Here is an 11,212-nt window from a genome sequence, read left to right as displayed (position 1 = left end):
GGGTCGTGGCTCAGAGCTTGGCGTCTTGCCGGGGTATGAAGATCTTCTTGATGATCAGCAGGATGCTCGCCGTCACCGGAATCGCGACGAGCGCGCCGAGAAGTCCCAGCAGCGTCCCGCCGACAAGGGCGCCGATCACGACGAGGGATCCCGGTACCGAGATGGCCCGGTTCATGACCCGCGGCGTGAGCACGTATGCCTCGATCTGCATATACACGATGTAGATGATCGCGAACACGAGAGCGCCGAGCGGGCTGCTGAACAGCGCGATGACCGTTCCGGCGATCCAGAAGAGAACGGATCCGACGAGCGGGATGAGCGTGATGCAGAACGCCGCGACCGCCATCAGCAGCGGGAATGGCAGGCCGAGGAAAAGGTACAGCAGCCCGGCGACGATCGAGTTGAAGAAGGCGAGCACGACCATCCCGCCGAGGTAGCTGCCGATGCCACCGGAGATCTGCTCGATCATCTCCGACACGGTCCGACGGCTGCGGGCCGGCGTGAGACGCGTGAACGAGGTCTTGATCAGGGGCAGCGACGCGAGGAAGTACAGGCTGAGCACGAGCACGATGATGATGCCGGAGATGACCGTGCCGATCGTGAAGCCGACCTTGACGACGCCGCCGCCGATCGCCGCGATGTTCGATGGGTTGGAGAGGAACGACCGGATCTGGTCGGTGATGGATCCGACCTCGTCGCCGAAGTTGGTCTGCAGCCAGTCGTAGAAGTCGGAGTGCTGGAACTTCGTGATGATGCTCGGCACGTCCTTGACGAACTGCGTGATCTGGTCCACCGCGGTCGGAACGATGAGCCAGAGCACCCCGACAAGGATCAGCGCGAACGCCGCATACACGATGACGATGCCCCAGGGCCTTGCCACCTTGTGCCGCTCGAGCGTGCGCACGATGGGATCCAGGCCGAGCGCGGCGAACAACGCGAAGACGACGTAGATGATGATCGTCGACAGATTCGAGACGGCGAGCCCGAGGAGGATCGCGGCGAGTCCGCCGATCGTCAGAGTGAAGCCGAGCACGAACGGATGGTTGAGGTTGGCCCAGAACGTGCGTGACGGTGGCGCTTCGTGGGAGCGGATGGCCGCGGCGTCTGCGCTCGAGTCGCTCACGGCATCCGCTGTGACGTCAGCAGGGGTGACGCCAGCAGGGGTGACGCCAGCAGCCGTGGCACCTGCAGGCCCGGCGTCCGCGGTCGTAGCCTCGCTCGTCCCGGCGGCGTCGGCCGCGCCGGGTGAGCCGGGCGCACCTGCTGTCGCGTGAGGATCTGATTCGGAACCGGTGGTGCCCGAGGCGTCCGTCATGGCTCACACCCTAGAGTGCGGCCGCACCCGACGGGCGACGGCGCGGCGTGCGGCACAGAGTCCGGCCGACACGCCGCTCCGGCTGTCGCCGCTCGACTACCCGAGTCGGTCGAGTTCCTCAGGGGTGAGCTCGATGTCGACGGCGGTGATCGAGTCCAGGATGCTCTCCGGCCGCGACGACCCGGGGATGGGGATCACACCCGGTCCCTTGGCGAGCTCCCACGCGAGCGTGATCACCTGCGGGCTTACGCCACGGGCATCAGCGATGTCCTGGAACGCCTCGAATCCGGCGCCTGCACCGTTGCGTCCGATGCCACCGAGCGGGCTCCACGGCAGGAATGCGATCTTCAGCTCCGTGCAGTAGTCGAGCTCCGACTGACTGGACCGGAACCGCGGCGAGTACTGGTTCTGCACCGAGACGAGCCGGCCGCCCAGCACGTCCTGCGCGATGTCGATCTGCTCCACGCTCGCGTTCGAGATGCCTGCCATCTCGATCACACCGTCGTTGAGCAGGTCGCGCAGCGCCGTGACGGATTCGGCGTACGGCACTGCGGGGTCCGGCCGATGGAACTGGTAGAGACCGATCCGTTCGACGCCGAGCCTGCGGCGCGACTCCTCGGCGGCACCGCGGATGTAGTCCGGATTGCCGTTGACGATCCACGTGCCGTCGCCCGGGCGGATGTGGCCGCCCTTGGTCGCGACGAGCACCTCGGATGCGTCGCCGTCGTACACGCGCAGAGCCTTGGCGATCAGCGCCTCGTTGTGACCGACTTCGTCGGCGTGGATGTGGTACGCGTTGGCCGTGTCGATGAGCGTGACACCCGCATCCAGCGCCGCGTGGATGGCGGCGATCGAACGCTTCTCGTCCGGGCGCCCCTCGATGGACATCGGCATGCCGCCGAGTCCGATCGCACTGACGGTGCGGTTGCCGATGGGTCGTTGCTGCATGGTGGCTTCCTTCTCGTGACGGTGGGATGACGTCCGCACAGGCGAACCGGACGCGGACAGGAGTGAGGGCGGTGGTGCGGCTACGCGGGCGTGGCCGGCACGGATGCGTCGCCCTCGACGCTCCGACGCAGCTTGTCGCACAGGGCTTCCAACTGGGCGAGTTCCTCACTCGAGAGTGCGCCGCCGACGTGGTCGATGATCGACCGGCCGTGCTGCACGGCGCACGTGCGATACAGGTGGTAACCGTCTTCGGTGAGGCGCACGAGGGAGCCGCGCGCGTCATCCGGTTCCGGACACTTCGACACCAGACCGCGGTCGACGAGCCGGTCGACGAGTCTGCTCACACTCGGTTGGGTCAGCAGCACCTGGGTGCGCAGATCGCGCATGCGGATGCTGCGCCCCTCCTGTTTCGAGATGGTGAAGAGCACGTCGTACTCGGTGAGACTGAGGTCGGCGTCGCGCGGGAACTCCGCAGTGAGCGCGCGCATGACGGTCACCTGGGCTCGGAACAGCGATTCCCATGCACTGATGGCGGACTTCGTGGCCACGCTGCGACTCCTCCCGGGGCGCCGAACACGGATCGTCGCACGATCCGACACGAATGACTGCCGGGTCGCGGACCGACCCGACTGAAGAAACGTCGCGATCCAGCGTACGGGGGTGGGCGCCGTTCCGGGCGGACGGATGGACAACCCAGGCCCCTTCGTGCGACGAGGCCGATGCTCGGCGACAAGGCACGACGCGCGGGACGGGCATAGCATCGAGGGATGGAGGATCGTCACCCCACTTATCCCGCCCGCACCGGTGCCGCAGGCGTTCTGGTCTGGACCGCGTTCGTCATCGCGGTCGCGGGCGTCATCGGATTCATCGTCACGGTGGCGATCAGCGGAGTCTGATCCGCTCGACCTCCACCTCAGCCGGCGGACGGCAGCTCGGTCCAGCTGATCGTGCCGTCACGCTGCCAGTTCACTGTCACGGTGACAGCCTCGCCGTCCACTGCCTCTTTCGAGAGAGCGAGACCTGTGCGGGCGATGTCGTCCGCCGTGCCGCATGTTTCGGCTGCTCGGTTCGTTCCGGTCACCGCGACCAGACAGTATGTGTCGCGATGTCGCTGATCGTATTCCACGAGAGCCCAATGGCTCGGCGTCATGCGTACCGTGCGACCGGTGGACGGGTCCCGGTACTGCTGAGGAGTCTCGTGTGCGCCCTCGCGTGAGAATGCTCGTTCAAGCAAGCGTCGCCGCTCATCCACGACATGTGCCTCCGCCTCGAGGGAACAGCAAGCATCAGGCTACAGCGGCCCCACCAGGGGCAACATGTCCGACTCTGCGAGTGACCGTTGTCGGCGGTGTTCGAGGCGTCGGCGACGAACGAACCAGTCACGGACGGGATCCGAGACGTTCGGACGACAACGGACGGGATGCGAAAGCGAGAAATCCGGCGTGGGTCATCGGCCAGAACGTGTGGATGGGATGTGGATCTCGGCGCCGTCCGACGTCGGACCGGAGACAGACCGGACCGGAGACAGAATTGAGGGCCGGTCGTAGAGGCTTACGACCGGCCCTCTCCCTTGCACCAAGAGTGTCCTGCAATCACATTCCGCACCGACCGCCACAGCAAACAGCCGGTGCTCTTGAACTCTATAACGAACAGGTAACGGGGCGCTAGTTACCTGTTCGTTATTTTCTTGTGAGTTTCGCATGAGCCGCCCGGAGTGCCGTGATCCGATCGTCGTCTCGTCGCGATGAATCGGACGGAAGCCGACGTTCCGGACTGTATAGATCGGACTTCGTAGGCGGCTTCGGGCGGGCTGCGAGTTGTTGCCTCAGCGGGTTCGAGTATTGCGGTCTTCTTCCACCGGGGTAGCTCTGCGTGCCCGTGGCATGCAGAGCAACAACGTGCGATCTTGCGCTCCCGAACCACAGGCCACACAGCGCAGATCCAGGCTCAGCCTGGTCGGCGAGCAATCGCGACTGTTTCTATCAGTTGGCAGCTATCCTTGAAAAGGAGGTAACTGTCATGTTGAGTCAACGGCGCAAGTGGTGGGCGCTTGCCGCGGTGAGCCTGAGCGTGCTGGCGGTGGGCGTCGATGGGACGGTGCTCTCGGTGGCGCTGCCGACGCTTGCGCGCGTGTTGCACGCCACGGAGTCACAGCTGGAGTGGTTTTCGTCGGGCTACCTGCTGACGCTCGCGGCAGCGGTGTTGCCCGTGGGTTTGATCGGTGACCGTTTCGGTCGCAAGAAGGTGCTGATCGTTTCTCTTGTGGTGTTCGGTGCGGGATCAGCGTTGTGCGCGCTCGCGACCACGCCTGAGGTGTTCTTGCTCGCGCGGCTCCTGATGGGCGCTGCGGGTGCGGGGATCGTGGTGATGGCGCTGTCCGCTCTCACGGTCTTCTTCGATGACGTATCTCGGCCAAAGGCCGTCGGCGTGTTCTCTGCGGCGAACTTCCTGTCCCTGCCGTTGGGGCCGATCCTCGGCGGGTGGATGCTCGCGAACGTGTGGTGGGGTTGGGTGTTCTTGCTCAATGTGCCGATCGTGGTGATCGGGTTGGTCGCTGCACTGGTGCTTATTCCGGAGTCTCGTGCCGAAGAACGGCCCGGGTTGGACGTCGTTGGCATCGTGACGTCGGTGGCGGGGCTGGTGGTGTTCACCTACGGCGTCATCGAGGTGGGACAGCAGGGGTGGGCGGATGCCACAGCGCTTGTCTCGCTCGGAATAGGGCTGGTCATCATGGTCGGTTTCGTCTTCTGGGAGATCGTCCTCACTCGACGTGGTCATTCCTCGCTGATCGACACCCGGCTGTTCCGTTCCCGAGCGTTCACCGGCGGAGCAGTGCTGGCCGGGGTGGCAGGCATCGGCATGGTCGGGTTGCTGTTCGTGATGCCGCAGTTTTTCCAGGCCGTTCAGGACGTCGACGTGTTCACGTCCGGGGTCCGGCTCCTCCCCTTCGTGGGCGGCATGCTCATCGGAGCACTCACCTCCAGTCGGCTGAGTACGACGATCGGGTTCAAGGTGACCGTGACGATCGGTTTCGTTGTGATCGCCATCGGTTCCTGGCTCGGATCGTTCACCGTCCGCTCGACTGGGGAGCCATATATTGCGGTCTGGATGGCGATCGTGTGTGCCGGCGCCGGGCTCGCGCTGACGGCATCCATGTCTGCTGCAGTGTCCCAGCTCACCCCCGAGCGCAGCGGGGTCGGCTCCGGCGTGGTGCAGGCGATACAGAAGACGAGCGCGCCACTGGGCACCGCCATCCTCGGCAGCGTCGTCGCCGCGGTGTACTCCGCACAACTGACGTCAACGCTCGCGTCCCTTCCGTCGGCCGTGGCATCCGAGGCGAAGACGAGTGTCTACGCGGGAGCAGCGGTCGCGGCGAAGCTGCACTCGGCTGCGGCGGCCGACGCGGTCCGCGATGCCTTCACGCACGGCATGAGCGTGTCTCTGCTGGTCTCGGCAAGCATCGCTGTCGCAGGGGCCATCATGGCACTGATGATTCTTCCGCGATCGGCCCGCGCCGAGTCGGCCACGTCGCCGTTGAATTCCCAGAGTCGAAGGGCTGAACATGCCGAACCCAACGGATGACGCGCCGAGGCCCGGCCTCCGTGAGCGCAAGAAGGCACGCACCCGGGCATCCATCCAGTCGCATGCGCTTCGCCTGTTCGCCCAGCAGGGCTACGACGCCACGACGATCGACCAGATCATCGACGCTGCGGACGTCTCTGAGAGCACGTTCTTCCGCTACTTCCCGACCAAGGAATCGGTGGTCTTCTTCGACGACTTCGACCCCCGGATCGTGGCTGCCTACGAAGCTCAACCGGCCGAAATCGGACATCTTGCGGCGATGCGGGTGGCACTTCGGAAAGCATTTGTCGGCCTGACCGAGGAACAGCGCGAACAGCAGCGCGAACGGCTCGCCCTCGTGCTGGGCGTTCCGGCACTGCGCGCAGCGATGCTCGACCAGTTCTCCCAGGCAGTGCTCTTGCTCTCGGACGCGATCGCTGAGCGTGCGAATCGAGAAGCTGACGACTTTCGGGTGCGTACGATGGCCGGCGCGATCGTCGGCTGCATGTTCGCTGTCCTCGCGCAGTTCGCCGACGACCCGCACGCCGAGATGTCCGATCTCATCGACCAAGCCTTCTCGTACCTCGAACACGGCCTGACGCTCTAGCCCCGAGCTGATGGGTGCATCGGGATGCTCGGCGTCTGAATGATCGACGAGTTCGACGGAACGAAGAACGCCACGTATGGCATGCGATCTCGGCGGCGCCGAGCGCCATCACGGCAGCGACTCGTTCCGGTAGTCGACGATGGGGGATGACCCGGTGTCTCAGGCCGCGATGATGCAGACGGTGGCGGTCAGAGCGCAATGGTTCCGAACACATCGCGCCGGCCGCCGGTCGTCCGCCGCGATCGGATCATCGGCGAGCGCTCCGGTCGACGTCGTGTCGGTTGCGCGGCAACAGGAATCCGATGACCGCGAGCCAGATCAGCCCGCCGAAGCGCACGATCGGCAGCAGCACGTCGAGACCGTCCCAGAGGAGGGCGAGGAAGGCGATCTCACCGAGCGCGCCCAGCACGAGACCCACCCAGCCGAGCCAACGAGGAACGAGGCGGAGGATCACGGCCGGAACCGCGATCCCGGCGATGAGCAGCCCGAGCCCGCAGACGAAGCCGACTCCGCCGAGAACGAAGACGGTCTCGGTCAGGAGCTTCGTCACCGAGGCGGGGAGTGCGCTGACCTGCGCCTGCGCCCAGCCGAGCAGCCCAGAGAGCCCGAGCAGTACCGACGCCGAAACGCCGCCGAAGAAGCTGATGCCCGGACCTGGAACGCGGATGCCGAGCCTCAGCTGGCGCGCGTACACAGTGGCCGCGTAAATGCCGAGCGGTATCGACGCGGCGAAGGTGAAGAACCCGGTCCAGAAGCCGGAGTCGAGGGCGTAAGCGACGACCGAGGCGATGGTGAAGGCGAGCACGATGATCCCGAGCACCCCGGCAGGCGGTCCGTCGGGGCGGCGACGCGTTGTGTCTTCCGTGGGCAAGTCAGTCATGGCTGTAATTATTCATCTAGTGAATCATCCTGTCAATGCAGTAATCTGACACCATGTCGCCCGCCGGACGCCCAGCTCGGATCGGCTTCCTGCTCTCCCAACTCGGCTCGTACGCGTCCGCACTCTTCGCAGAGCGGGTGCGCGAGCTCGGGATCACGCCGTCGGAGGCCGGCGTCATCCGGATCATCGGCCGCACATCCGAACTCACCCAGCGTGAACTCGCCGACCGGCTCGGCACCGTGCCGAGCCGCGTCGTCGCACTCGTCGACGGTCTGGAGCGCAAGGGGCTCGCGCGACGAACCCGTGGCCAGACGGATCGCCGTGCGCAGTATCTCGACCTCACCGACTCCGGACGCGATCTCCTCGCAGAGCTTCGGAAGGCCGCGGAGTCGCAGGAAGCGACCGTCACCGGGGGGCTCAGCGCCGAACAGCGCGCCGACCTCTATGAGCTGCTCGCCACGTTGAGCACGCGTCTCGGCTTGGACGCCGATGTGCATCCCGGCTATCAGGGCCGCCCACCGTCCGGCCGCTCCTGACGCGGCACTCGCCGCGAGGGAGGCCTGAAGCGGGCCGGATCCACACGACCGGTTCATCGTTCGATGCGTGCCGGGGCGGCGTCTGGTCCTACGGTCACTTCTGCGGTGTGCCGGCCGGTGACGGGGAGCGTGTTTGCGTGGAGTCGGTGTGCAGGACGATGCCGATGATGACCAGGGCGATCCCGATGCCCTCGAGCGGCGTCGGCACCTGGTCGAGCACGACGGCGCCGATGATCGCGGCCGACGCCGGCAGCAGTGCCATCATCAGCGCGTAGGCGGCTCTGTCGAGCATGGCCATCGCCAGCTGATCGGTGACGTAGGGGATGACCGAGGAGCAGAGTCCGACGCCGATGCCCCAGGCCAGCCAGAGCGGATGTGCGAAGGCGGTGAGTGCTGGCGCAAGGCCCCAGATCGAGGTCGGCACGACGGCGATCAGCATGGCGATGCCGAGCCTGTCGACTCCCGCGAGCAGTGCGGATGCCCTGTTGCCGGCATCCGGTGCCGCTTGATGGGCGATGCGGTGTCCGAGCACGATGTACGCGGCGAAGCCGACCGCATTCGCGAATGCCAGCACCAGGCCGAGTGGGTCTGTCGCGAAGGCATGGACGGAGAGCGCGGCGACCCCTGCGATCACGACGAGCAGGGCAAGGGCGTTTCTTCCGGAGCGGGCGCCGTAGGCGGCGATCGCGATCACACCGAGAAACTCGATGGTGCCGACCGTCGCAAGATCCAGGCGCGCGATCGCAAGATAGAACACGGTGTTCATGCCTGCCAGCACCACACACCGAGTGCGAGGTACACCGCCTTCTCCTGCCGGGTGGATCGCGCCCACACGCGCCAGGGCCGGCGCCAGAGCGCGAACACGAGCGCGGCAGATGCCACGCGCAGCCAGGCCACCCCGGCGGGGGCGACGGACGTGAAGAGCAGAACCGCCAGCGACGGGCCGAGGTAGTGGAAGATCGCGCTGCCCAGGAAGTAGCCGGATGCCCGCAGCTTGACCGAACGCGTACCTTTCGTTCTCATCAACCCCAGTCTGTAAACCTGGTAGCGATCTCGCTATGGTGAGCCTGAGGGTCATCGATTCAATTCCTGATGATCTGAAAGCGAAAGAGTCGAATGGACACTGCTTCAGCGAATCCGCTCGATGCGGTCGATCGGGCCATCCTGGCCGAGCTCATCTCAGACGCACGCCTGCCCATGAGCGAGGTGGCGAGACGCGTCGGCGTCTCGGCACCCACCGCCGCCGAGCGGCTGCGCAAACTGGAGGCAGCCGGTGTCATCAGCGGATATCAGGCGGTGATCGACCCGGCCGCGCTCGGGCTGCCCGTCAGCGCGTGGGTGCGGGTACGCCCGGCAACCGGACAGCTGCCACGGGTGGCCGAATTGGCGCAGAAGACCCCAGCCGTCACCGAGTGCCATCGCACTACCGGTGAGGACTGCTTTCTGATGCACGTGCACGCGCCGACGGTTGCCGACCTCGAGGAGATCCTCGACAGCTTTCTGCTTTACGGGCAGACGGTCACAGCCGTGACAGTGTCCCCCCCGGTGCCACCGCGCAGCGTTCCGCTTCAGCCGCGCGCGAAGTGAACGCGAGACTAGGGCGAGGCTGTCTCATTCCCACGGGAGCGGATCGCCCGGGGACGCCGGATTGAGCGGGATGACGATGACCGGGTGGTGCTGCCGGTGCGCGAGGTGGACGGCGACCGAGCCGTTGAAGAACTCTGCGCCGACGTCCGCAGCCCCGGCTTGAGGGTTCCGACGAGGATGGCGAGGGCGTTATCTGCCGCTGTACACGCAACCGTTAGGTGCCTACGGGCCGCCTGATCGTCCGAGCTGTCTCTGGTGCTCGGCTGGATTGGATACAGGCCCATCGGGCGTTGACCTGCCAATCGGCTCCGGCGGGGGATGCTCGTCGCCGGAGCCGTGACTCGCCTCGCCTCAGATCGCTGCGAACCCCAGCACAGCGCTCGCGATCGACACGATTCCCAGCACGAGCGCCGGAAGCACCGGCTCCTTGCGCCGGATGTGCACGACGACGGCTCCGACCATGATGATCGCAAGGCACACGGCGGCGATCGGGGCCAGGATCGTCGCGATGCCGGTGAACAGCGGCAGCACCAGTCCGAGCGCGCCGACCACCTCGGCCGCAGCGATGAGTTTGACCGATGGCGTGGCGAAGTCCTCGACCCAGCCCATTGCGGGTGCGAGCTTGGCCTTCGGCTGCAGCAGCTTCGTACCGCCTGCGGCGAGGAACGCGAGGGCGAGAAGGATGTTGACGATCCAGAGTGCGATGGTCATGGGTGTCTTTCGTTTCGGGTCTGCTCGGGACGGGGGACCACGAGCGTGCTGAAGGCAGGCGCTCCGAGGTGGCCCCCGGTGCAGGGGGATCACTCGGCTAAGCCGGTTACGATGCGTAATCAATGACATGATGCGTTACCGGAGGGTGACGTACAAAAGGCACACGGAGGTAACCGGCGTGAGTGGCGGGCGAGGGACGACGGATGTCGCGCATCCGTCTGCGGATGCCGCCGTCGAGCCACGTGTCGCCGTCGGGCCACGCGCGAGTCGCGCCGGACTGTCCGAGGCCGCCTCGGCACCGTCCGCACGCGCAGTCAGCCCGTCCGCAGCCGCCGCCGAGCTCAGTTCGTACGAGCACTCGTGCGCCGGCGACGAGTCGGCGGGCCGCGCGGTGCGCGACGTGCTCAACCGCATCGGCGACAAGTGGTCGCTCCTGGTGGTCGCCACGCTGCGTGCCGGACGCTTGCGGTTCACGGAGCTGCGGCGTCACATCCCTGGCATCTCGCACCGGATGCTCACCCTCACCCTCCGCCAACTGGAGCGCGACGGTCTCGTGGTGCGTTCGGTCTACGCCGAGGTGCCACCTCGTGTGGAGTACGAGCTCACCGAACTCGGACGCACGCTCGTCGAACTCGCGATCGCGCTCGGGGACTGGGCGACGGCGCATCATCCGGCGATCGAGGCTTCGCGCGCCGCGTACGACGCACGGCAGGTCGCCGAGTAGCGGCTGGCTCGCAGGTTTGCGCCGCACGTCCACACCACGCCGCCCGCTTGTTCCCAGGAGTCCGTATGGACGCCATGGGTTGCGAAAACAGGACATTCGGTCGACAACAGGCCGAACTGTCCTGTTTTCGGCGCGAGAGCGCGATCTGTCCTGTTTTCGCAACGGTGCGCTTGGGGGCGATGGGGGCCTCGGGCCAGACGGCGGGTGCAGGTTGACCGGCGGGCACGGGCCAGACGGCGGGCGTGAGTCGGTCTGCAGGCTGGGACAGACAGTGGGCTCGGGGCGAGCGCTGCGCTCAGACCAGGCCGACGCGCTGGATCTCCGTGCGCGCGATCGCGCGATC

14 protein-coding genes are annotated in these 11,212 nt (G+C 66.3%); 6 read left to right on the top strand and 8 right to left on the bottom strand.

The annotated features are described in order from the left end of the window. Positions 1-10: 10 nt before the first annotated feature. The 3 genes from ACX9R5_RS00345 to ACX9R5_RS00335 form a co-directional block, all read right to left on the bottom strand. The gene (locus ACX9R5_RS00345; protein ID WP_459407019.1) at positions 11-1,315 is read right to left on the bottom strand and encodes an AI-2E family transporter; all 1,305 of its coding nucleotides are present in this window, start codon (positions 1,313-1,315) and stop codon (positions 11-13) included. Between the two features lie 96 nt (positions 1,316-1,411). After that, positions 1,412-2,263: an aldo/keto reductase gene (locus ACX9R5_RS00340; protein WP_459407018.1), complete on the bottom strand. Its 852-nt coding sequence runs from the start codon at positions 2,261-2,263 to the stop codon at positions 1,412-1,414. A gap of 80 nt (positions 2,264-2,343) precedes the next feature. Further along, positions 2,344-2,751, bottom strand: a complete 408-nt coding sequence (locus tag ACX9R5_RS00335; RefSeq protein ID WP_459409003.1) for a MarR family winged helix-turn-helix transcriptional regulator — start codon at positions 2,749-2,751, stop codon at positions 2,344-2,346. A gap of 279 nt (positions 2,752-3,030) precedes the next feature. Between ACX9R5_RS00335 and ACX9R5_RS00330 the strand changes: the two genes are divergently transcribed. After that, a complete protein-coding gene (locus tag ACX9R5_RS00330; RefSeq protein WP_459407017.1) occupies positions 3,031-3,159 on the top strand; it encodes a hypothetical protein in 129 nt (42 codons plus the stop codon). Positions 3,160-3,176: 17 nt separating this feature from the next. Here ACX9R5_RS00330 and ACX9R5_RS00325 read toward each other — a convergent pair whose 3' ends face one another. Beyond that, positions 3,177-3,344 carry a hypothetical protein gene (locus tag ACX9R5_RS00325; protein WP_459407016.1) on the bottom strand — a complete coding sequence of 56 codons (168 nt, stop codon included), beginning with the start codon at positions 3,342-3,344 and terminating at the stop codon, positions 3,177-3,179. A 938-nt stretch (positions 3,345-4,282) separates the two neighbouring features. On the opposite strand from ACX9R5_RS00325, the gene ACX9R5_RS00320 reads away from it, so the two are divergent. Further along, positions 4,283-5,845: an MFS transporter gene (locus tag ACX9R5_RS00320; protein WP_459407015.1), complete on the top strand. Its 1,563-nt coding sequence runs from the start codon at positions 4,283-4,285 to the stop codon at positions 5,843-5,845. Beyond that, positions 5,826-6,431, top strand: a complete 606-nt coding sequence (locus tag ACX9R5_RS00315; protein ID WP_459407014.1) for an acyl-CoA-like ligand-binding transcription factor — start codon at positions 5,826-5,828, stop codon at positions 6,429-6,431. Before ACX9R5_RS00320 ends, ACX9R5_RS00315 begins: the two co-directional genes overlap by 20 nt. 247 nt (positions 6,432-6,678) lie before the next feature. On the opposite strand, the gene ACX9R5_RS00310 is transcribed toward ACX9R5_RS00315, so the two are convergent. Next, positions 6,679-7,311: a hypothetical protein gene (locus ACX9R5_RS00310; RefSeq protein WP_459407013.1), complete on the bottom strand. Its 633-nt coding sequence runs from the start codon at positions 7,309-7,311 to the stop codon at positions 6,679-6,681. A gap of 53 nt (positions 7,312-7,364) precedes the next feature. Here ACX9R5_RS00310 and ACX9R5_RS00305 point away from each other — a divergent pair, with 53 nt between their 5' ends. After that, positions 7,365-7,847, top strand: coding sequence for a MarR family winged helix-turn-helix transcriptional regulator (locus ACX9R5_RS00305; RefSeq protein ID WP_459407012.1), 483 nt, complete (start codon positions 7,365-7,367; stop codon positions 7,845-7,847). 94 nt (positions 7,848-7,941) lie between these two features. On the opposite strand, the gene ACX9R5_RS00300 is transcribed toward ACX9R5_RS00305, so the two are convergent. Continuing rightward, complete coding sequence (locus ACX9R5_RS00300) at positions 7,942-8,613, bottom strand: EamA family transporter (protein ID WP_459407011.1); 672 nt, start codon at positions 8,611-8,613, stop codon at positions 7,942-7,944. Beyond that, positions 8,610-8,870, bottom strand: coding sequence for a hypothetical protein (locus tag ACX9R5_RS00295; RefSeq protein WP_459407010.1), 261 nt, complete (start codon positions 8,868-8,870; stop codon positions 8,610-8,612). Before ACX9R5_RS00295 ends, ACX9R5_RS00300 begins: the two co-directional genes overlap by 4 nt. Positions 8,871-8,963: 93 nt before the next feature. On the opposite strand from ACX9R5_RS00295, the gene ACX9R5_RS00290 reads away from it, so the two are divergent. After that, a complete protein-coding gene (locus ACX9R5_RS00290; RefSeq protein ID WP_459407009.1) occupies positions 8,964-9,434 on the top strand; it encodes an Lrp/AsnC family transcriptional regulator in 471 nt (156 codons plus the stop codon). A 351-nt stretch (positions 9,435-9,785) separates the two neighbouring features. Here the strand turns inward: ACX9R5_RS00290 and ACX9R5_RS00285 are convergent, their stop codons facing one another. Continuing rightward, positions 9,786-10,145 carry a DoxX family protein gene (locus ACX9R5_RS00285; protein ID WP_459407008.1) on the bottom strand — a complete coding sequence of 120 codons (360 nt, stop codon included), beginning with the start codon at positions 10,143-10,145 and terminating at the stop codon, positions 9,786-9,788. Between the two features lie 178 nt (positions 10,146-10,323). On the opposite strand from ACX9R5_RS00285, the gene ACX9R5_RS00280 reads away from it, so the two are divergent. Then, a complete protein-coding gene (locus ACX9R5_RS00280; RefSeq protein WP_459407007.1) occupies positions 10,324-10,869 on the top strand; it encodes a winged helix-turn-helix transcriptional regulator in 546 nt (181 codons plus the stop codon). Positions 10,870-11,212: the final 343 nt, after the last annotated feature.

It is taken from the genome of Rathayibacter sp. CAU 1779, assembly GCF_054551755.1.
Note: the sequence above shows the minus strand (reverse complement) of the source record. Positions and strands in the feature narration are given on the sequence as shown.